Origin of the sequence: Psychrobacillus sp. NPDC096623, from assembly GCF_044762655.1 — a bacterium.
Classification (GTDB): domain Bacteria; phylum Bacillota; class Bacilli; order Bacillales_A; family Planococcaceae; genus Psychrobacillus.
Window position 1 is genome coordinate 721382 of sequence record NZ_JBIWER010000001.1, and the last position, 21861, is coordinate 743242.

18 protein-coding genes are annotated in these 21861 nt (G+C 37.8%); 4 read left to right on the forward strand and 14 right to left on the reverse strand.

The features are described 5' to 3' along the window. Positions 1-69: 69 nt before the first annotated feature. From csaB to murJ, 3 genes are read left to right on the forward strand one after another with little or no spacing between them, the layout of a single operon-like run. Positions 70-1188 (forward strand): polysaccharide pyruvyl transferase CsaB, encoded by a 1119-nt coding sequence (csaB, locus tag ACIQX2_RS03355; RefSeq protein WP_402846948.1) that lies wholly within the window; start codon positions 70-72, stop codon positions 1186-1188. Then, on the forward strand, positions 1188-2360 hold the full coding sequence (locus tag ACIQX2_RS03360) for a glycosyltransferase family 4 protein (protein ID WP_402846950.1): 1173 nt from the start codon (positions 1188-1190) through the stop codon (positions 2358-2360). The genes csaB and ACIQX2_RS03360 overlap by 1 nt, the downstream gene beginning before the upstream one ends. Positions 2361-2417: 57 nt before the next feature. Continuing rightward, positions 2418-3932 carry a murein biosynthesis integral membrane protein MurJ gene (gene murJ / locus ACIQX2_RS03365; RefSeq protein WP_402846952.1) on the forward strand — a complete coding sequence of 505 codons (1515 nt, stop codon included), beginning with the start codon at positions 2418-2420 and terminating at the stop codon, positions 3930-3932. A 234-nt stretch (positions 3933-4166) separates the two neighbouring features. Here the strand turns inward: murJ and ACIQX2_RS03370 are convergent, their stop codons facing one another. The 7 genes from ACIQX2_RS03370 to ACIQX2_RS03400 form a co-directional block, all read right to left on the reverse strand. Next, on the reverse strand, positions 4167-6191 hold the full coding sequence (locus tag ACIQX2_RS03370) for an S-layer homology domain-containing protein (protein WP_402846954.1): 2025 nt from the start codon (positions 6189-6191) through the stop codon (positions 4167-4169). A gap of 66 nt (positions 6192-6257) precedes the next feature. Continuing rightward, positions 6258-8153, reverse strand: a complete 1896-nt coding sequence (locus tag ACIQX2_RS03375; protein WP_402846956.1) for a S8 family peptidase — start codon at positions 8151-8153, stop codon at positions 6258-6260. A 66-nt stretch (positions 8154-8219) separates the two neighbouring features. Next, positions 8220-9677 (reverse strand): N-acetylmuramoyl-L-alanine amidase, encoded by a 1458-nt coding sequence (locus ACIQX2_RS03380; RefSeq protein WP_402846958.1) that lies wholly within the window; start codon positions 9675-9677, stop codon positions 8220-8222. A 235-nt stretch (positions 9678-9912) separates the two neighbouring features. Continuing rightward, entirely contained in the window at positions 9913-12054 is a 2142-nt protein-coding gene (locus ACIQX2_RS03385; RefSeq protein WP_402846960.1) for a 5'-nucleotidase C-terminal domain-containing protein, read from the reverse strand. 147 nt (positions 12055-12201) lie between these two features. Beyond that, positions 12202-12930, reverse strand: coding sequence for an amino acid ABC transporter ATP-binding protein (locus ACIQX2_RS03390; protein WP_402846962.1), 729 nt, complete (start codon positions 12928-12930; stop codon positions 12202-12204). A gap of 21 nt (positions 12931-12951) precedes the next feature. Further along, on the reverse strand, positions 12952-13608 hold the full coding sequence (locus tag ACIQX2_RS03395) for an amino acid ABC transporter permease (protein WP_402846964.1): 657 nt from the start codon (positions 13606-13608) through the stop codon (positions 12952-12954). A 31-nt stretch (positions 13609-13639) separates the two neighbouring features. Next, complete coding sequence (locus ACIQX2_RS03400) at positions 13640-14461, reverse strand: transporter substrate-binding domain-containing protein (RefSeq protein WP_402846966.1); 822 nt, start codon at positions 14459-14461, stop codon at positions 13640-13642. 263 nt (positions 14462-14724) lie between these two features. On the opposite strand from ACIQX2_RS03400, the gene ACIQX2_RS03405 reads away from it, so the two are divergent. Next, entirely contained in the window at positions 14725-15288 is a 564-nt protein-coding gene (locus tag ACIQX2_RS03405) for a helix-turn-helix domain-containing protein (RefSeq protein WP_402846968.1), read from the forward strand. A gap of 402 nt (positions 15289-15690) precedes the next feature. On the opposite strand, the gene ACIQX2_RS03410 is transcribed toward ACIQX2_RS03405, so the two are convergent. The 7 genes from ACIQX2_RS03410 to ACIQX2_RS03440 form a co-directional block, all read right to left on the reverse strand. Beyond that, complete coding sequence (locus tag ACIQX2_RS03410) at positions 15691-15972, reverse strand: hypothetical protein (RefSeq protein WP_402846970.1); 282 nt, start codon at positions 15970-15972, stop codon at positions 15691-15693. Continuing rightward, on the reverse strand, positions 15933-16148 hold the full coding sequence (locus ACIQX2_RS03415) for a hypothetical protein (protein ID WP_402846972.1): 216 nt from the start codon (positions 16146-16148) through the stop codon (positions 15933-15935). The genes ACIQX2_RS03410 and ACIQX2_RS03415 overlap by 40 nt, the downstream gene beginning before the upstream one ends. 127 nt (positions 16149-16275) lie before the next feature. After that, positions 16276-16491 carry a hypothetical protein gene (locus ACIQX2_RS03420; protein ID WP_402847485.1) on the reverse strand — a complete coding sequence of 72 codons (216 nt, stop codon included), beginning with the start codon at positions 16489-16491 and terminating at the stop codon, positions 16276-16278. 146 nt (positions 16492-16637) lie between these two features. Then, a complete protein-coding gene (locus tag ACIQX2_RS03425) occupies positions 16638-17012 on the reverse strand; it encodes an immunity 22 family protein (RefSeq protein WP_402847486.1) in 375 nt (124 codons plus the stop codon). 269 nt (positions 17013-17281) lie between these two features. Continuing rightward, positions 17282-17977 (reverse strand): SMI1/KNR4 family protein, encoded by a 696-nt coding sequence (locus ACIQX2_RS03430; RefSeq protein WP_402847488.1) that lies wholly within the window; start codon positions 17975-17977, stop codon positions 17282-17284. A gap of 25 nt (positions 17978-18002) precedes the next feature. Further along, positions 18003-19625, reverse strand: coding sequence for a T7SS effector LXG polymorphic toxin (locus ACIQX2_RS03435; RefSeq protein ID WP_402846974.1), 1623 nt, complete (start codon positions 19623-19625; stop codon positions 18003-18005). A gap of 430 nt (positions 19626-20055) precedes the next feature. Further along, positions 20056-21009: a nuclease-related domain-containing protein gene (locus ACIQX2_RS03440; RefSeq protein WP_402846976.1), complete on the reverse strand. Its 954-nt coding sequence runs from the start codon at positions 21007-21009 to the stop codon at positions 20056-20058. Positions 21010-21861: the final 852 nt, after the last annotated feature.

The window sequence follows — 21861 nt, forward strand, 5'->3', positions numbered from 1 at the left end:
GATAGAATTTGGTCATATCATGCTTTCACAGCCTCGTGAAAGCTTTTGTTATGAGGAGGATTAATTATTTTGAAAATTGTACTTTCCGGCTTTTATGGATTAGGAAATACTGGCGATGAGGCCATTTTAAAAGCAATCGTTGATAACTTACGGAGTGAATTAGATAACCCAGATATAACGGTTTTCTCTCTATCACCCGAGAAAACGTCCAAAGAACATCAAGTTAAATCGGTATATCGTGGATGGAGACATGAAAACAAACAAAAAGTGAAGGCTCTTCGTGAAGCAGATTTGCTAATCTCTGGTGGAGGTGGCTTACTACAGGATACGTATCCTACTAAGTTCTTGTTCGGGCCGCTCCCTTATTATTTGTTAATTGTATTTTTAGCTAAGCTATGTGGGGCGAAGGTTATGTTCTTCTCACAAGGTATCGGTCCTGTTACTTCTACGTGGGGTAAAATTCTTATGAAATTTTTTGCTAATATGGCAAATTTCGTAACAGTTCGCGATCAGTATTCAAAGGACTATCTTCATTCATTAGGCGTTAAGAGACCTGAAACGGTTGTTACTGCTGATATTGTTTTTGCGTTCCAAGGAACCGAGGATAATTCTGCTTATGATTCACTAGGCTTAGATGGTTCTGAGAGAATCGTTGCTGTTGCACCTAGACCATGGTTTGAACAGGAAGAAGAGTATATAGAAAAACTAGCATGGACACTAGATAGATTAATCGAACAGCGTAGCGTTACGCCAGTGTTCGTACCAATGGAGCCTCCGTATGATACGAACGTTTCTAAACGCATAATAGAAAAGATGGAACATGGGGACAAAACGAAATTACTAGGTGATCATTTTACTCCTAACCAATTCTATCAATTTATCGGTAAAGCAGATGTAACAATCGCACTTCGTTTGCATGCGCTAATTTTCTCCGCACTAAGCAATGTACCGCATATTGGGCTTAGTTATGATCGCAAGGTGGAAAGCTTCTTAAAACGTTCGGGTATGTGGAAGCATTCATTCACATTGGAAGAGTTTAATAGAGAAGAGTTACTTGGGTCAGCTCTTTATTCATTAGATAATTCTGTTGAAGTGAAGCAGATGATGGAACCTAATGTAGAGGCACTTCGTCAAGAAGCAAAGCGAAACGTTTATTTATTAAAAGAGAAATTTGGAGGACTTAAATAATGAAAATACTACTAGCTACATCCTATGACTACCCTCATTTAGGCGGACTTTCTACACATATGGCTACTCTTCAAAAGGGTTTGGAGGAACGTGGTCACACAGTAGATATCATATCGTTTAGTGATACTCCTAAATGGAAGCGCGATTTCATCGCTCGTGGTCCTTCCTTTTTATTGAATAAAGTGAAAAAAGGCTCTGGATACGTATGGACATTAAAACGCAGAAAAGATTTTTTAGAACAGCTTGTAAAAGAACGTATTTCCAAAAATTACGATATTATTAATGCACAAGATGTGTTTGCGACCGAAGCAGCTCTAACTTCTAATATTCCTACTGTTAGTACTGTTCACGGTTATTTAACATTTGAAAGTATTTCGAAGGGCTCTGTCGATAAGGATTCCACTCAGGCAGAAGCACTAATGACTGCTGAACGTGAAATGTATAAAGCAACTCGTGCTATTATTACGGTAGATACTCGTATTAAGGATTATGTGAAAAAAGAAACTGGTGTTGAAGGTACAATGATCAAAAACTTCATCGACGTGGAATCCTTCAAGCCTGAGGTAGAACGTCGAGCAGAGTTCCGTACAAAGCATAATTTAAGTCAGGACGAGCTATTATTCTTTGTTCCAAGACGTTTAACGAAAAAAAATGGCGTGATTTACCCTGTTCTATCTTTCCCACCAGTATTAGAGAAGTTTCCTAATGCACGTATTGTTTTTGCAGGTACTGGAGAGATGTTCGAGGAAATCAAATCGAAGGCAAAAGAATTAGGCGTTGAAAATAACATCACTATGCTAGGTGCTATTGACCATAAAGAAATGATTGAGTATTATGCATTAAGTGACGTTGTTCTAGTCCCTTCTATTTATAGTGCTGGTGTGGAGGAAGCAACTTCTATTTCCGCATTAGAGGCTATGGGTTCAGGAGTTCCTCTGATCGCATGTGCAGTCGGCGGCTTGAAAGAAATCGTTGACCATGAAAAGGACGGGCTATTAGTTGCAGAACGAAATGTGGAAGAATTATCGGATGCAATGATTTACTTACTAGAAAATAAAGAGGTAGGTCAAAAGCTTGCAGATGCTGCTCGCAATAAAATTATCGGAGAGTACTCTCACTACGCAGCTGCCGAGAAATATGAAGCTGTTTATAAACAAGCGTTAAATAAATAATGTAAGAGCTCCTTGCAGACTATGTAGGGAGCTTTTCTAGATATAGGAGATAAAGGTATGAGCAGTTTAAAAAAGGCAGCGATTTGGACTACCGCAATCGCATTGCTTCTGAAGGTTTCGGGGTTTATAAGAGAAGCGATTGTCGCGAAGGAATTTGGTGTATCAAATGAAACAGATGGCTACTTTTTAGCATTTAGTTTCATCACGCTTGTAATTGCGATGATATCCACTGGTTTTAATAATGTATTTTTGCCGATGTATATTAAACGGAAAAAAGCTGGGACGGATACTAGTGATGGTAATGCAAATGCATTGCTGAACTGGACTATGGTTGGGTTTGGTGTTGTCAGTATTTTAGGATGGTTTTTCTCCCCTAAGTTTGTTCCGTTTATTTATTTTAATATGAAGCCAGAAATTGAGCCATTTGCTGTTGAGATGACACAAATATTCTTTGCTTTTATGACGATTATTGCTTTAAGTGGACTATTGGATTCTTATTTACAATCTCGTCGTATTTTCGTGCCTTCACAGCTGGCGAAGTTATTAGGTACATTGATGGCTGCGATATTTGCGATTTTATTCAGCTCTAGTATGGGTATCTACTCGTTAGTGTATGGATTTATAGCTGGTACGGGCCTTGGTGTTGTGATACAAATCTATTATTTAGGTAGATCTGATTATAAATGGCGACCAAACTTCTCGATGGAAAAGGATTTTAAGAAAGCTTTTGCTATTTTAATCGTGCCATCGCTATTGAACTCGGTTGTCGGACAGGTGAATTTATTCGTCAATAAGGCATTTGCATCTGGTGAAGGATTAGAAACAGGTGCAGTTACGTATTTGAATAATGCATCGTTATTAGTTAGTATCCCGAATGCTATCTATGCTACGACACTTGCTGCCATTATTTTTACAATAATGAGCGAGCAAATTGACGACGTGGCGAAATTTAAGCAGACTTTTTTCAAGGGAATGGAAATTTCTTTGATCACATTGTTGCCAATTTCTATCGGATTATTGGTCGTCGGGGAAGCGGCTTTGTCGTTTATTTATGAGCGCGGAAAGTTCACTTCTGTGGATACACATAATACGTATTTAGCGTTGTTATATTATTTACCCATTATTGTGTTCCAGGGCATGCAGCTGATTTTGAGTAAATCGATGTATGCGCGAGGTAAAACGGCGGTCGTATTCCGAATAAGTGTGACGACGATTGCGGTGAACTTTTTGTTGAACTGGTTACTTGTTGATAAGTATGGATATCCAGCGCTTGCGATTGCCGCGTCTGTAGTTAGTGTATATTATTTCACTGCTTCTATGATTGTTGTCTTTCGTGATTTAGGAATGGATGAGTTTAAACGTTTTGCGCGGATGTCCATTCGAGTTGTGGTTCCATCTGTTTTGATGGGGGTTATCGTATGGGGAGTTAAGATGTTGATCCCTATGGAGGATTGGTATTCTCTTATTCAGTTAGCTATTTTGGTCCCTGTTGGGATTGTTGCTTATGCGGTTTTGCTGCGAGTGACGTATCGCAGTGGGTTTACGAGATTGCTACAGATGGTGAAGAGATAGTATTTGGTTAGAAGAGTTTGTTAACTAGATTGGGTTTACTCGCGGGCGATGGTTGTTTACTCGCTTTGGCTGACTGGTTACTCTCGGTTGTCTTGGAATTACTTGCCAAGGATTTTTATTTAATATCGGACGAGCGGGAAATACTCTCGGAACGGGATATTTCCAAAACTACACTATATTAAAAAAACGCAAGGATGCTGTCAGATGACAGTGTCCTTGCGTTTTTGTTTAGTATTATTCTATTATTCTTAGTAAATCTCCACGAATCCAGCCATATTCTGGTGATGGAGATGGAGTATCAGTTAATACTTTGTACCAGTAGTAACCATCCGCACCTATTTCTTTGCTAATTATTACCACCGGATAACCAAATATATTATTAACCCCTAATTCTTTTCTCTTATATGTGTATAAAAGATTACTAGAATTAACTTCTGGAGTAGAGCGAACATTCAAAGTGCTGTTAGGTGTTGTTATCCCTAGTTTTGCTTGCCCAAAATCACGCCCTCCGAGTGCCGAGTCTATTCGATACATATGTCCAGCTATTTTAGAGCCCCACTGTGGATCCGATGCGTACTTCACATTAAATCCAGTGGTTTTGTTACCAGGAACTGCTCCGTTTGCATATGAACCTGTTGGAAGACCATAGGTTCCATTAATATATCTAGTTACAAACGCATACACGCTGTTTTCTGGTTTGGCATATACTTTCGCATTCGGGTCAGAGTCATAAACACCAATACCAAATAAATTATTAATAGTTTGTGCATAACTACTTAATCCAAAATCACTTTCATGCATTGCGGCTGCAAGTATAAACATTGCGTTTACTTCATAAGTGGATTCTACTTCTTTTAAATACGTTCCTAAATTTACAAGTTTAGATTTTTGTACTGCATTAGCATATCGTGCAATTTTAGTAGCTTCTTTTTCCGTTAATACCGTTAATATATATTGGTCTAGCTCTTCTGCTGTGTAATTTGTCGGTTGTCTTACTGATTGGAATTGGAAGTAAGGAAAGAAAGTTCCTTTAAGGGTTCCTTTATTATCGTAAAATTGTACACCGTCATAGCTATAGTATTTATCTGATGTATTCATAAAATCCGGAGCAGGACCCACTTGATAAAAGCTTTCAAGTTTTTTGGTTACATGGTTATATAGGTAATGGTTTAACATTCCTGAACCATTTTTGGAATAGTAATCTTGTCCAATTACCACCTTAGAAGGAATAAGATCTACTTCGGAATGCTTCGCATATCCTATAGTCCCACCGGCTTGAACAATTACATAATCTGGACCACTTCCAATGTATTTCATCTCACGGCCTTTTTGAATATAAGTAATTTCTGTTTTCAAACTTGTATCGCTATAAATCGATGCATAGTTTTTAGGATTAGTAGTTGAATAAGCAAGTCCAGATTTGATCTTAATCATATCATCACCTTTTAAAATCGCATCGACTGATGAAGACGAGAAAGCTTTAGAAGCTTCTTCAAATGTTTTATATGAAGTTGTAGATTTTACAATCTCTCCATCCTTAACAGAAGCAACATAGAATGTGTTTACTTCAACAGGGGGTGGAGTTGGAACTGGTTCTGGTGTTGGAATCGGCTCAGGCATTGGCTCCGGTGTTTCTACTGTTTTCATCAGTTCGATGAAACGGTAGATTACCGCGGACACTTGGTCACGTTTAGAAAGATCTTTTGGCTTGAACAGTACTGCTGATGAAGTTTTATCTTCTGTAGCGAATCCATTAATAATTTTCGCGGCAATAGTTTTTTTAGCAGCTATTATACTATCTGATGACCCGAATTTATTTTGGTCAGCCACTATAATACTATCTACGGAAACAGTGATATTTTTTTGATCCAATACACGTGCCATAGTAATTGCCATTTCTTCACGCGTTATTTTTTTCGTAGGATTGAACTTATTATCTAATGTGCCTTTCATAATGCCCGTACTTTGCAGAGCACCTATTGCAGAGGCCAGTGCAGAGGATGGATTTACATCTGTGTAGTTCGGAGCTGCTGCTGGTAATTTTAATGCACGTACAATAAATGCAGCGAATTGCTCTCTTGTCACGTCATCCTTTGGTCTTACTGTTCCATCGTTATAGCCCTGAATTATCCCTAGTTCGATCATTGCTCGCATTTCTTTTTCTAGTGTTAACCCTGTTAATTCATCTGCAGCTTGCACAGGAATATATGCAGTAATGACTAAGGAAAGTGCAATGATTATTGCTACTAATTTTTTCATGTTAAACTCCTTCCAAATCTAGCTTTTACTTTATTAATCTATCATTTTTCTTCTTTATTTTCATAACTATTTTTGTATTCTCGCAAGAAATGCTGCGAATTCTGAACGTGTTATTTTATTGTACGGCTTGAAAGTGTTATCTCCATAGCCTACCGTTACTTTTGCATCAATAATTGGCAATATATAAGGATACGCAGCCATTGATGGGGAAATATCTACAAATTTGCTCTTATTGGAGGTCGTTGGTGAAAGTTTAAAGGCTTTAGCCAATAATATTGCCATCTCGCCTCTTGTCACTTTATCATCCGGCTTGAAAGTACCGTCTTTGTAACCAGAAATTATTCCAGCGTCCAAAGCACTTTGAATATAACCTGCTGCGAACGACTTTTCGGAAACATCTGAGAAGGTCGTTTTTCTTAATGCACCGTCTAATGATTTGGCTCTCCCGATTAATACTGCCGCTTCCGCTCTAGTAATCTCTTGATAAGGTTTAAAGCTACCGTCGTCATAGCCATTTATTTGCTCTTTATTTGCTAAATTGCCTATGTGCTCACTAAACCACTGCGTTCGTTTAACGTCTGAGTAAATTGGATTTGTTATTTGTAGATTCAATCGCTCTTTCATTTTGATGCCTTTTGCTGTTTGGTACGATACTTCTATCGGATAATCTCCTTGAACCCCATAGATTGTCCATTTATTGTTTTGCTTGTTTAGAATTTTATTGTTTAGAGTTAGTTGAAGCCCTGTAACTGAATTTGCTAATGAAATTTCTACCTTACCTTTTTCCACTTTTGTTTCTAACTGCGGCGAACCTTCTATATCTTTTTCGTATTGGACTAATCCAAATCCAAAGCTAGAATCTCTCCCAGGGGTTCCAAGGTCCTTTGCTAAGGATGTTAATAAAGCACGTAATTGTACATTTGTCATGCTTGGAAACCTTTCACGATATAGCGCTAAAACTCCTGTTACATGAGGTGCTGCCATAGAAGTTCCCGATAAATGTGTATAGCCATCCTGTTTGCCGTCTGAAAAATCCCATTCGTTTGGATATGTGCTAAATATTGCATATCCCGGCGCTGCAATTTCAAGTTCTGCGCCAATAGATGATTCTGGTAACTTTGCAAGTTCATCTGTAACTGCTCCAACTGCTATCACACTACTAAACTTTGCAGGATATGTTACGGAGTTACCTTTAGGCTGTACAAGAGCTTCATTACCAGCAGCTCCGACTAATAGCATTCCTTTTTCATACGCAACTTTCAAGGTATTTTCCATTACAGCGTCGTATGTTGTTGATGTAATACTTAAATTTAGGATATCTAGGTCATTTTCGATCGCCCATTCGATACCGCGAATGATGCTGCCAGTTGTTCCCTTGCCAAATTCATTTAACACTTTAATACTGTAGATTTGTGCGTTTGGAGCAATTCCAACTGTTCCTGTATCGTTTGCTTTAGCAGCTATTACTCCTGCGACATGTGTGCCATGCCCATGATTATCATCGTACGGAATACCAGTTGCGCATTGATTGGAAAGTGCACAATAGCCGCCTGCTACTTTAAGATCTCGATGTTCTGTATCTATTCCCGAATCCAGTATACCTATTTTCACATTTTTACCGGTATAAGGTGTTGTATTGGATGGGGCTGCTTTAACAGTTGTAATGGAAGGAATGACTTTGTCGCTCGTTATGTTGTAATTACGTTCTTTTTGGAGCACTGCAGTTGAATCGAACTGTTTAATAGCTTTTATTTCATCCTCATTCAAGGTAACCTCGAATGTAGAAAAACGACCGAAGTAATCATTTACTTGTATGTCTTGTTCTTGCATAAATTTATTTAATTCGTCTGCATTTTCTGAGATTATGTAGTAATTCATGTCGCTTTCTGCGTTTGTTTGTAGTGGCAGCAGAAGGAGTGTTAAGAAAAGAGATGATATGATGAATATTTGATTTGCTTTCATAGGTAATCCCTCACTTTCTATGTATGAAAAAGCAGTCCTAATGAAAATTCATCAGGACTGTATGGATTAATAATGTTTTTTTGATGGTGTTGCACTGAATTTAGAATAGTAGCCTGCTGCTTCCGAAAAATTTTCATAGTGATAATAGTAATCTAGTGTTCCTAAGAAAATTGCTCGAGCCATTTGCTCTCTTCTTGTAGATGAAGCAATGTACGCATTATCTGTTTTGTTATCTATAAACCCAATTTCCGCTAATGCTGCGGGAACCGAATTTTCTCTTAAAACCGCATAGTTTCCAGGTTTTACACCTCGATTTTTTAGGCCCCATGCTTCTTGCATACGTTTATGAATGTAAGTTGCAAGTGCTTTAGATTGATCGACGTTTTTATTTGTAGATGCATAATAGAATGTCTCTTGTCCTAGAGCTGAACCGTTAAGTGCATTGGCATGTACGCTCACAAATGAATCTGCATTATTTTTATAGGCAAACTGTGCACGCTGTGAAAGCGTCGGGAATGTATCTGTCTCACGAGTTAGCATTGGTTTTATAGGTGTTTGTAGAAAATACTTTTTCATACGTAGACTTATATCTAATACAACATCTTTTTCCTTCAGACCGAATCCAGTAGCTCCTGGATCCTGCTTACCATGTCCTGGATCAATTACTACAACTAAATCATTAAATGATTTTTTAGTGTCTACTGGAATTGGTTCAATTGGTAAAGAACCGGTTGACGGAGCATCTGTTGTTAAATAGGCTGTCGAGAAAAATCCTGTTTTACTACCTGATTTTGCATAAACCCAATTTCCAACTTGGTAATAAACATTAACTGGATAGCCTTCTGAGAACTTATAGGTTGTCCCATATCCAACTCCAGGGCCACTTCGGAAGTTCAGCGTTTCTCCTTGTACATCGACGTACATTTTAGTTGGTGTGTCTGTTAAAGTTTTTGTTCTGAAATCTGCATTGATCGCTCTTGTTAAAAATACTGCGAAGTCTCCGCGTTTCATCGTACGAGTAGTACCAAAGTTTCCTTTGCCAATGCCTGCTGCGATTCCTTTGTTCATTAATTCATTTGCAGCATCATTGGTTGTTGAAGACTGATAACCAAATGCACGAGCTATTAATAAGGCCATTTCGCCACGTTTTAAGGTTTGGTTCGGTAAGAATGTCCCATTGTTATATCCCTTAATAATTCCGCGGCTAGCCATATCGTTAATATAACCGATGGCAAAATTTGAACTAGGAACATCTGAGAACTTTTGGTTTTTGTCGGTTCCTGAAATTTGCAATGCTTTTCCTATCATGACAGCAGCATGTGCTCTCGTCATTGGTGCATCAGGTGAAAATAAAGTAGAACTATCTGAAGAAAGAATATCCCCCTTGTTTAGATACATAATTTCTTCATATGCACTTATTGTGTTTTTTACATCTTTATAATTTGTTGCAGCAAGTGTCGGAGAGGCGGATAGTGTCAAGATAGCAATGAAACTAGCAATTAATGTGAGATAAATTTTTTTCACAGATTAATAACTCCTTTTCTTTTTCTACATGCATCTTAACATATTTTTTTCTACTAAAATATCAGACATTGGGGCTAAATTTGGTTTAATTGGAAACTTTTTTGGGTATATAGGTTTCTGTTTGTCAGATATTGTATTTATATGTATTTCGGTACCAATAAAATTAGCCATACGAGATTTTCCCGTATGGCTATATTTAAGAGCTTCTATTGATAGACGGAGATTAAACTTGTATTTATTTTTTTGAAATATCTACAATTCGACCTTCTACTTTTGGCTCAACTTTTTCTAACGTTTTAATATAGTCGATAAACATTAAGTAATCTACAAACCCTGGCTCCGATACTCTACCTTCTGCATATACTTTTTTCAATACCTCGTAGTTATCTCCACCACCGGCAGTGAACGTATTTGAAGTTGCTTTGTATAATTTCGTAGGATCGATTGGGACATAGGTATCTCCTTGTTTTACTTCTACTTTCCCTACACGACTACCTGCTGGTTTGGTGCTATCAAATTCAAATTTAAGTCCGGAAATGTGAAGGAATGCACCACTTTGCTCTGGAAGTGTGTCTACTGACCGCTCTAACATTTCATTTATTTCCGAGCCTTTGAGTGTTATTAGTGCTAAAGAGTTACCATACGGCATTACTCCAAGAACATCCCCCACTGTTATATCACCAGCATCAATAGAAGCACGTATTCCACCAGCATTAGTGAATGCAAAAACAGTTTCCGGATCTAGTTCCTTTGCTTTTGCAAGCATGCCATCTGCGATTAAGTTACCTAAGTTTGTTTCTTTCGTACGAACGTCTGCACGTTCCCCATCTAATTTAATTGCAGCATCTACACCAACAGATTCCTTTTTAATAACGTCTATTTTATCTTTATATGGTGCCAAAATTGATGCAATTGTTTCATTTGCAGCGTACTTATCTTTGTTTGTAGGTAAAAGTTCTGCTTTTTGTACAATCACTTCACCCTTAACATTGAATGTTACATCTAACGTCCCAAGATTCGCTCCATTTGAACCAGTCTGTACAATTAGTGTAGGCTCTCCAAAATGATTCTTTACAACTGCTTCTTTTAATTCGGTATGTGTATGTCCACCTACTATGATATCAATACCTTTAACTTGTTTTGCAAGTTCTAAATCATTGTCAAAAGTAACATTATCATTATATCCTAGATGCGAAAGTGCAATAATTTTTGTGATTCCCTTGTCTTCAAATGCCTTCACAGCAGCTTTAGCACTGGCTATGTAATCATTGAAAATTACAGCGCCTGTACTTGAAATAGTAGGAGTTTCTTCAGTCGTTAATCCAAATACGCCGACTTGATGACCATTTACATTTAATATAGTACCATTTTGGATATGGCTATCTTTTGGTGTAATTGTATAAGATTTAGTTTGCAATCCTTTGAAATTCAAATCTTTCGAGAAATCTATGTTAGCTGATAGCAGTGGAAAGTTTGCAGCTTTTACAAATTCCGAAAGCTTTTTGTGACCTTCTGCTGAACTACCTAAGTCAAATTCATGGTTTCCAAAAGTCATTGCATCATAATTTAAGGAATTCATAATTTTAACGTCAGCTTCACCTTTAAATTCAGTGGAGTATAAATCACCAGAGAATACATCTCCTGCATCTAGAAGTAAGTTGTTCTTATTTGCCACTCTCAATCCTTCAATTGCAGTTGCACGATAAAGTGTATTATCTAAATAGGCATGTGTATCATTAGTATGCATAACGAATAGATCAAACTGACTTACCTCTTTTTCTCCTCTGTGTAGGAACAAAGCTAATTCCCCACGTTTTACTGCATCTGTTGCACCGAATGCTGTTGCAGTTTTCCCTTGAGTGATTTTAGATTTTACTAATGCGTCTACATATCTGGCGAAAGCACTGTTTACATCTTTAAATTCTATTTTACTTACAGAGTTATTAACGTCTAGTTGTCCAGCATTCGCTAAAAGTTTAGCAGTTTCATTTCTATTTAATATATCTTCAGATCCAAATGATGTTTTTGTTTTCCCATTCACTACTTTTGCTTCTACTAGTGCATTTACCGCCCATTTAGCACGAGAAGGCACGTCCTTAAATCCTGCATCAGCGTAATTACCTTTTTCACTAAAGCCCATTGCTTTAGCAACTAAGACAGCTGCATCCGCACGTTTAATATTCGAGTCTGTCCCGAATTGAGTAGCTGAAAAACCTTTTGTAAATCCATTACTCACTAGGTAATCAACCGCAGTTTTGTACTGTGGAGCTACGTCTTTGAAGCTTGTTGCATCTTCTGCAGAAACTACTGATCCCATCGATATTGCCACTGCAGCAGCTGTAATACTAGAAGCTAGAAATTTTCTATTCTTGAACATGTTTTTCCTCCTCGTATAGCGAGATTCAATTTGGAATCTCATATAGTTCAACTTTATCAAACTACTATTCAATTGAAAAGATTATTTACAAAATTATTAATATATTTACAATCTCATAATTCCCAAAATAAAAACCACTAGATTGCTCTAGTGGTTTAGTACTTTCGATAGGAAGTCTTGGGCACGCTGGGTATCTGGCGCAGAGAAGAATTTGGTTGGCGCAGCGCGTTCGACTATTTTGCCTTCTGCCATGAAGACGATTTCGTCACAGATTTCTTTGGCAAAGCCCATTTCATGTGTTACGACAACCATAGTCATGCCGTCTTTTGCTAGTTTGCGAATGGCATCGAGCACTTCAGTTACCATTTCTGGATCTAGTGCAGATGTTGGTTCGTCAAATAGCATTACTTGTGGGTCCATCGCAAGTGCTCGTGCAATGGCTACACGTTGTTGTTGACCTCCGGAAAGTCTGTTTGGGTAGGCATCGAATTTGTCGCCAAGTCCAAGAGAAGATAGTAGTTCTTTCCCTCTTTTTTCAGCTGCCTCTTTGCTTAGTCCTTTTACTTTCATCGGTGCCATTGTTACGTTTTCTAGTGCTGTGAGGAACGGAAATAGATTGAAGCTTTGGAATACGAAGCCTATGTTCGTGCGGGCTACGTTGATGTCCGTTTTTTTGTCATGAATGGAAATGCCGTCCACTATTATTTCTCCGTTGTCTATCGGTTCTAATGCGTTGATCGCTCGAATTAGGGTGGATTTCCCTGCTCCACTTGGGCCGATCAATGCGATAACATTCGATTTTGGTACTTCGAGCGAAACGTCGGTTAGGACGTGGTGGTCTCCGAAGCTTTTATTGACATTTTTGATAGTAATCATTTGGGTACACCCTCCTTAACGTTATGTCTCGCTTTTCAGTAATCGTTTTTCGAAATATCGAATGATTAGCGATAGGCTGAATGTCATGATGAAATAAATTAGTGCAACGAATGTCCACACTTCAATCGAGCGGAATGATGTTGCTACTAGGTTTTTGGCGTTTAGCGTTAACTCGGTCGCTGCAATGACTGATACAAGTGATGAGTCTTTTATTAGCATAATAAATTGAGATGCAAGTGGTGGTAAAACTCGTCTAAATGCTTGTGGCAAAATAATATGAGTCATTGCCTTTGCATGAGACATTCCAAGTGATCGCGCAGCTTCCATCTGTCCTTTTGGTACAGCTTGAATACCTGCACGAACGATCTCGGCAATGAATGCACCTGCAAATATCGCCAAGCCCCAAATCGCCCCCCAATAGGAACCGAGCTTTAAGAATTGTCCAAGTACAAAGTAAATCCAAATAAGTAAAACTAGCAGTGGAACACCACGAATGATTTCTACATAGATGGAAGATATCAATCTGAAAAACTTGTTTTTTGAAATACGTCCCATCCCAAATATAATACCTATTGGGATAGCAATCAGAATAGCTAATAAAGAAATTTCTAATGTTTTTAAGGCCCCGTCAATAAAGATGTCCATATTACGGGGGATTACACTCCAGTCGTATATCATTGTTGTACCTCCTCTAGATTGCCAGAGTGTTCTACTCTTCTACTACGTCACCTAACCAGTCAGAAGTTTCAAACCATTTTTCGCGTGATGCAAGTTCTGCTGGACTTCCTAGGTAGCTGTTTAAGAATGAGTTTACCCATTGGATTGTTTCGAAGTCATTTTTCTTCAGTGCGATTCCTAGGTTTTCAGTAGAGATTAACCCTTCTAATTGTCTTACTTTGTCTCCATTTTGTAATTTCCAAACCGCGATTGCCGGCTCATCATATACGATCCCATCCGCTTTTCCTGCCGCTAAAGCTGCTGCTGCATCTGGGAAGTTTTCGAAGTCCATTACTTCTGCATTTTTAAATACATCTTTCGCAAGTAAGGCACCAGTAGTTCCGATACCTACCGCAATTTTCTTGCCTGCTACATCTAGGTCTTGCCATGTTTTTGTAGCTGTATCTGATCCAGGAAGCATAACTGCTTGACCAGTTTGGAAGTATGGGTTAGCAAAGCTTACTGCTAGTGCGCGGTCTCCACGAATTGTCATACCAGCGAATACCATGTCAACTTCCCCTGTTTGTAGCGCTGGAATAAGTCCGTCAAACGTGAATTGTTTGTATTCAATTTCTACCCCTAGTGCCTCTGCAAGTGCTTCTGCAGTATCTGCATCATATCCAACGAAGTCACCGTTAGGATTTTTCATATCAAATGGGAAATACCCTGTTGACATCCCAATAACTAATTTCTTTTCTTTTAATGCTTTTTGAATTGTGGAGTTTTCTGTCGATACTCCCCCACCTGAATCATTGCTACAACCAGCGATGATTAATACGGTAATCATCAGTACTGCCGCTAACCATTTTTTCATTTCTAAATCCCCCATTTTTTTATATTATTCAGTTCCCCTTATGAAACTAGTGAATTATTAGTAGTATAAATTATTATTATTCACCTGTCTACATAAAAAATAATTAGTTATAATATTTTTATTATTGATTCTATTTGCAAAAAGGTGCAAAATAGATTGTAGATAGTTGTATTGTATGATTATTAATATGAATTTATTAATTTTGTATTTTATTGTTTTTCTATGTTTTATTATTCTGTCTAATGAATTATTATGCATAAGGGGTGTTTGTATTGGTATTTCCTAAAAGTGAGGTAGGTAATAGAATTAGGTATTTACGTAGGTCTCAAGGATTGACGTCAGATGAGCTGGCCAAAAAAACGAATGTGAGTCAGAGTATGATTTCGCAAATTGAGCGCGGACAGGTATCTCCTTCTTTGGAAACGTTATGGAAGTTAAGCCATAGCTTGAAGGTTCCAGTTTTTTCGTTCTTCGAGGCGGAAGAAAGTAATGCAGTCACGCTAACACGCAAGGGTGAGGGCAATATGATAAAACGAGTGCGTCCGAATGTGGAATACGAGCTTTTGTCGCCAAGTTCAGGCAAGCAGATGAGTTTTTTTAAAATGATTGTGTCACCGGGAGAGGGTTCCGATGATCCGCTTATGTTCCACGGTGGTGAAGAGTGCGGGCTGATGCTGGTTGGTAGTTTGCGTCTCGAGATAGAGGGCGAGGTTTATGTGATCGACGAAGGGGATAGCATTTACTTTGATAGCTCGTTGCCGCACCGGTTTATGAATGACGGAGATGCGGATGCGGTGGCTGTTTGGACGATGACGCATAGTTTTTAGGTGGTGGGGGTCTTTCGCGTGGGCGGAAGGCTTTTTTTGTTGGGGTTTGGGTGGAGTGCGTTTGGGTTTAGGGGTTACTCTCGGACGGGGTGGGTTTACTTGCGGACGAGGTGGATTTACTCTCGGAACTTGGTTGGGTACTCTCGCTCGTTTACTGGTTACTTTCGTTCGGAGATGATTTACTCTCGGAACGGGATTTGATGGTAGCTTTAATGCAGTTCGGCTTTTCGCAACTCGGAAGCTAGGTAGGTACTCTCGCTCGGTCAATGGTTACTCTCTTTCGGAGGTTGTTTACTCTCGGAACGGGATAACTTGGAAGTTTGCACTTTGGCTTTTCACATTGGCGAAAAGCTTCCTTTTTGGATTTTACTATCGGAGCGGTTGGGGTTAGAGGCAGCTAACCTAATACTTATATATCTCATATAAATCTAAAAGTTGTTTACCAAGTTCGCTACTATACTCCCAAGTATCAACAATAGCTCTTGGATAGGAAGGAATATAATCTAGCGATTCAACCATCAGTTCTATCTCTTTATAGATAACTTCAAGTTGGTTAATCGTCCCATCCCTTCCTTTTCCTGATTTATGGGCATTGATTTCAGTTTCTAGTTTAATTTTGATGTTTTCAGCTTCTGCTTCAAATTTTACGGTTTTATTAAGTCGTCTAGATTCGTTATATACCATTGCTCTACGCCTCCAATATATTGATCACCAATTTGATACTGTGGTCCTGCTTTTCCTTTAATTATAATTGTGTCAGGTTTAACTTGCCATTGTTGAATACCTTTCATTCTGTTTGCATTATCTGCCGGATATGTTTTTATTACAGACCAGTCAGTTACATTTAACTCCCCTATCACTGACCTCTGACCCTTAGTTGTCCCCCTGCACCTCACTAACTTTATATACCATACCGCGAAACAATGTTTGCTAAGTGGTACACAATAAAAGAACCTTTAAAGGTTGTAGCCAATCAAGGTTGTAATTTTACTTTAAGTATTCCAATATTATATTTACACTTTTTTCAAATTTACTTGGATTCTTTTCTTTAATAAAAATTAATTGAGAAATAATGTATTGCTGAACATCTTTATTTAAGATAGGTATAATTTCCTTATAAATATTCAACGATGGCTCATGATTTAAAATCCTCTTGTGTAGTATCTTTAACCATTCCTTAGAATGAGGAAGCATTTTAGGAATAGAGTTCGCTAAAACCTATAGAGATGCTTCAGAATTAACAATCTTATCATAAGATTCAACGGCTTGAATCAATCCAAACATTACTTCATCGTTTTCAGTGTCTAGACCAATTTTTGATGTTCTCTCTTTTTACTTATAATTGTTCTCTACTCATATTTTGTAGAAGTAATAAAATCAAAAGCATCAGTTGAAGTAATTTCATTGGTATACTCAAAGTTATATATCAAAATCACTGCATTATATGATTCTTTTAAGTCTATACGTTTATTAATTTTGGTGATGATAATTTCTTCATACGAACACCCATCTAATAATGCGGAAATATCACTACTACTATTCTTTAAGACCGCTTTTTCAATAGTATCCTCATCTGTTTCATCCATATCAATATTAAAATCGATAAAAAATTTGGAAGGTACAGACTCGCCCTCCTTATCATAGGTTAAATCTACATACTCTTCTATAGAGTCCTCTTCACTAATATTTCCTAACCAAATAGAAACCCATCCTTGTTTTTCCATCATATTATCGTCCTACTTTAATCTAAGACCACCTGGTAAAGATGAATCCCCACCCTCTAGTCTATAATTTGGCCAATCTGCACACCAATATCATCTAAATAGGGAAGTTCTACAATATAACTCACTTGATCCTGTTTCAAATGAAACTAAACAGCCAATCGTCAGTTCGATACCGGCGATTGGCTGCATAATTAGGTGCATTTACTGTCTCAAAAACGTTAGTCAGTGCCTAACGCCTGTCAAGTTGCTATTAATCTCAAGTTTGACCTTTATTCAAATCCTATAACGATCCATTCATCTACTACATCCCAAAAATCAGCATTATATTTGGGTTGTTCATCACTAAACCACATAGTAGCTTTGTCATTGTTACAATTATTATAATCTATCGCTACATAGCCACCCATGCCACTATTAAAAAAACTAAAAGTACTTTTTAAGTTAATTTGTAAGGGTTCTTTTAACTCCTCTATAATGCTCCATTCATCATCATCGAAAAAAGTTACATTTTCTAGTGGAACTAATCCCATAGCTCTACTTGCAAAATAGTAAAATCCATTATGAAGGTTTTCATAAAAGTTTTTTATAGAAGACGGGATTTTAGACCATACTGCTATTAATTCTGGATTGTTAAAATTATGATTGGGTATTCCTCCCTCATAATAGTCAACTTCACCATCTCCTACCCTTACACTATACAAAATTGAATAGTTTCCATTATCTTTTATCAAATCAATATCTAGCAGATTTTCTTCCAGGTAAGATATTGTATTTCTTAAATCAATAGAAACAAATTCCTTCCATATTTCTAACGTTTTTTCTACTTTTGTTCTACTATCTTTTTCTTTTATTACATTCAACCAATTAATTGTTACTTCATCTGTAGTTAAATCGTTTATTTCTTCTGCATAAACTAACTCCACATGTTTTCTATATTTTTCTAAAAACTGAAGTTTATCTTCCATCATGGCTAAATGGCCTCCCCTTAACTTATTCAAATCCATCAATTTGTTTTTGTATATCAATCTCCAATTGTTTTTCCTTTTCAATCATTTTTATTCTAAAAACAGAATCAACCTCTATATTCTCTTTTTTATAGGTAGTCCACTCAGAATAAGATTTTGAACCCTTGGATTTATTTGCAGCTTCACTAAGTCCAACAAAATTATCTTTATAATTCAAAACTTCAATTTGCCGTTCTTTTGTTAATGTATTAAACCCTTCCATTCTCGTTATTTTATCCATTGGAACTATATGATCTGCTTGTAAAGTTCCCGTTATAGTTTTACCGGGTAAAGCTGGGTCAGCTGTACCAATAATCTCGTCGATATTCTCATTCACTTGTTTTTGTATTTTTCTAGAAGGTGTTTTACGTCTCAATATATTATAATCGGCATCTGAAATCCTTCTATCACCATATCTAGCTCCACTTTTGACATTATCCCCAGCTTTACTAGCATCCTGGGCATTTTCAATTACCTTACTTCCTTTAACCGCAAGCTTCCCACCCGTACTTGCCATTCCTACAACGGGAATCATCGCAGAAAAAGAAAGTCCCGCATTTAACATATCTCCTCTTGCCGTATAGATCAGACCATTTGCCCCATCTGCCAATTCACCAACACCAGGTATAAGTCCTACTATATCTAATCCAAGCTGTAAAGAATCTAGGAATTTGTTTTCTTTCGGTTTGTCTACGGTAACGGCTTCTTCTTTGTATTCAACTTTGGAAACAACTTCATAGAAAACAGTTTGATTGAACACATACTCTTTAATGAGTAAACCATTATCATACTGATGATATTTGATATTTTCCGTTACGTTTTCTTCAATAGTTGTAACTTTTTTTGATTCCAACGTTTGAAAAGTAGCTGCAGTAATCATCGTGCCGATCAGTTGTTTTTGTTCCTGTATCCATACGTCATTTGGATTTAAGTATACTTTTGGAAATAGTGCTGTTTTGATGTCACTTCTGTGCGTTAGGACATCCCACTGCCTAGTTGAGAAATTTATATCCTTGACTCCTGCTTGGAACAAGCCTTCCATATCAGTCAGCCACTTGTCCATCGTATGCAAAGCTTGTTCAATTGGATTCAGTGCGTATGTTAGGGTAGCATCGAATTCATAAAGCTGGTTTAAAGTATCATCACGTTTTCTCTTAGAACTGATGACTCCCTCTTGTACTCCGCTATCATCTAAATTAGGCAAGGCTACAATATCACTCACTTGATCCATGATACTGTTTGCTTCATCCGTTAAACTCGCAGTGAGTTCACCAATAAGCATAAGTCCCTGTTCTAACTCTCCATCAAGGAATGTTTCGAGTATGTAACCGGAGGAATCTGGTTCGAGTGAATGAAGTGCTGCCTCCATCTGGTTAAGTACTCGTTTGAACTGTTCGGAAAATAACTGGAAAAAGTGAAGAAACGGTAAATGACATTCCTGGTAAAAGGAACGGATGGCATTACCCCCCGTTCCCTTTAATTGGTCCTCCATCTGAACTAGACCCTCCACTGCTTGGTGGATTGCTTTCATTTCACTGCCTAGCCTGTCTAACATAGTAATGTTGCGCTGCAGTCCTTCTTGAAATAAATCTACATCCAATATTTTCATAGGCTTTGCCTCATCGAACGTTTAGAAATTACTACTTCACAATATTCTTTATTATACAATAATACCTCACAGCTGAACATTCTTCTCCCCCTCTAGCAAACTACCAATAGTTATAATATTCCATTTTTGCACAAGAAGGTAAAGGGAGAGGTTATAACATTCCCAAAAATAAACATTATGTATTAATTTTCAAGAAATTGTTCATGACTCTTTCACTACTACATAAGGGAAATAGTGGTAACATAGTTCGAGTTCCTGTTTTATGTTTACTCTCGGAGAGGTTGGGCTTACTCTCGGGTGAGACGGATTTACTCTCGGATTCTGGGTGGTTACTCTCGTTCGGTCACCGGTTACTGTCGATCGGAGATGGTTTACTCTCGGAACGGAATTTTATTACATATGAAAAGACCTTCTACTTAATAGAAGGTCTTTAGTGTGTAAAGTGCATTTTATAACTGGCATCTTTGTATTTGCCAGTTTTGATAAGGTTTGCGTTTTTAAGGATTCTAGTTGCTTCGTGTATATTGTTTAGCTTTAGAAAGTGTCTACATTCTTTATTGGAAATAGAATTCTTATAAACAAGGAAGTAATCTTTTATTGTTTGGTCATGGGCGTCGTTGCTTACATTTTTGCAGCGAGGACATATCCAGTGGCGGGCGACTTTTTTCATTCCCGCAAAGTTACAAGATGTACATTCAACTCCTATGATTATGTCGTTAGGATGAATTAAATAACGTTGTGTAAGTGGAAATGGGTTGTAAATAATCGTTTTGTTTAGAATAAAATTTTTGAGGTTGTTCAGGTCTTCTAAGGAAAGTGGAGGATTTTGCGTTCCTAGGTTTCTTAAATAGAATCTGATTTCATTGCGAAATAGAATGGTTGTTTTGCCTGGAGGAGTTTTCATATAGCTGCTAGTAAAGGGAAACACAACTGCACCGTATATTGGTATAGAAATTCCAGTTTCTTTAAATATTCCATTTAGCTGATATATATACTCTTGTAGTTGAATCTCGGGACTTTCAAAAGAGTGTCGTTCTCCGGTAGCTAATGTTCTGCTGAGCTGAAATGGATGGGACTTAAATTCGATTTCTCCTTGGATGTTTTTAACTTCCAGAATCACTGCGTAATATTGCGAAATTAAAAGGATATCCATTTGAATTAGGGATTCACCGTAAAGGGAAATGTTGTGGAAGGCATAGAATTTGTATGGAAGATTAACTTTTTCAAGAAAGTTCATAACAGCTTCTTCCCCTATGTTTCCTGCGATATTACGATGCAGTTCTTCTCGCAGAGAGAGATATTTGGGATGGCTTTTGTGCAGGCGCTTGTTCAACGAGATAAGAGCTTCCATATAGAGAGTTTGTGTGTATGGTTTTACAATCATTTTATCACCTCGATGATAGCTTAACATAGTTGGTTACTGTGAAATAGAGCTACTCTTGAAATTGCATTTTGTAGGGTTTTTGGGAGTAAGAATTGCATTTTGGTTATGAATACGAAGTGAGAATTGAATTTTTTCAGATTTCAGATAATATTATTCGGATATTTCGATGGTTTTTTTGTATTATTTTGATGCTATATTTGGATTTGGACATTTCCGCTTTGTTTACTCTCGGAGTGGTTGAGGTTACTCTCGGACGAGGTGGATTTACTCTCGGACGCAGGATGGATAATCTCGCTCGATCATTAGTTACTATCGGTTGGAGGCGCTTAACTCCCGGAACGGCATTTTTTGAATTATTTGATGCACTTTAGCTATTCGCACAAGCGAAAAGCTTCCTTTTTTTATTTTTACCATCGGAGTGGTTGGGGTTACTTGCGGACGAGGTCAATCTACTCTCGGACGCGGATGGGTACTCTCGCTAGGTCATCGGTTACTCTCGTTCGGTGGTGGTTTACTCTCGCAACGAAATTTGTTGGTTATTTAATGAACTTTAGCTTTTCCCGCAGGCGAAAAGCTCCCTTTTTTGATTTTACTCTCGGAGTGGTTGGGGTTACTTGCGGCCGAGGTGGATTTACTCTCGGACGCGGGGTGGGTATTCTCGCTCGGTCATCGGTTACTATCGATTGGACGCGTTTTACTCTCGGAATTGTATTTATTGGAAAATTAAATGCACTTTGGCTTTTCGCACAGGCGAAAAGCTTCCTTTTTTGGTTTTACTCTCGGACGTGGGGTGAGAACTCTCGATCGGCAATCATGTACTCTCGTTCGGAGTCGGTTTACTCTCGAAAGGAG

Bases quoted from the DNA above. Each gene is read 5' to 3' on its own strand.
- ACIQX2_RS03440 (WP_402846976.1), bottom strand. From the start codon at position 21,009: ATGATTGTAAAACCATACACACAAACTCTCTATATGGAAGCTCTTATC.
- ACIQX2_RS03360 (WP_402846950.1), top strand. From the start codon at position 1,188: ATGAAAATACTACTAGCTACATCCTATGACTACCCTCATTTAGGCGGA.
- ACIQX2_RS03410 (WP_402846970.1), bottom strand. From the start codon at position 15,972: ATGGTATATAACGAATCTAGACGACTTAATAAAACCGTAAAATTTGAA.
- ACIQX2_RS03400 (WP_402846966.1), bottom strand. From the start codon at position 14,461: ATGAAAAAATGGTTAGCGGCAGTACTGATGATTACCGTATTAATCATC.
- ACIQX2_RS03370 (WP_402846954.1), bottom strand. From the start codon at position 6,191: ATGAAAAAATTAGTAGCAATAATCATTGCACTTTCCTTAGTCATTACT.
- ACIQX2_RS03375 (WP_402846956.1), bottom strand. From the start codon at position 8,153: ATGAAAGCAAATCAAATATTCATCATATCATCTCTTTTCTTAACACTC.
- ACIQX2_RS03395 (WP_402846964.1), bottom strand. From the start codon at position 13,608: ATGATATACGACTGGAGTGTAATCCCCCGTAATATGGACATCTTTATT.
- ACIQX2_RS03385 (WP_402846960.1), bottom strand. From the start codon at position 12,054: ATGTTCAAGAATAGAAAATTTCTAGCTTCTAGTATTACAGCTGCTGCA.
- murJ (WP_402846952.1), top strand. From the start codon at position 2,418: ATGAGCAGTTTAAAAAAGGCAGCGATTTGGACTACCGCAATCGCATTG.
- ACIQX2_RS03430 (WP_402847488.1), bottom strand. From the start codon at position 17,977: ATGGAAGATAAACTTCAGTTTTTAGAAAAATATAGAAAACATGTGGAG.
- ACIQX2_RS03435 (WP_402846974.1), bottom strand. From the start codon at position 19,625: ATGAAAATATTGGATGTAGATTTATTTCAAGAAGGACTGCAGCGCAAC.
- ACIQX2_RS03390 (WP_402846962.1), bottom strand. From the start codon at position 12,930: ATGATTACTATCAAAAATGTCAATAAAAGCTTCGGAGACCACCACGTC.
- ACIQX2_RS03425 (WP_402847486.1), bottom strand. From the start codon at position 17,012: ATGGAAAAACAAGGATGGGTTTCTATTTGGTTAGGAAATATTAGTGAA.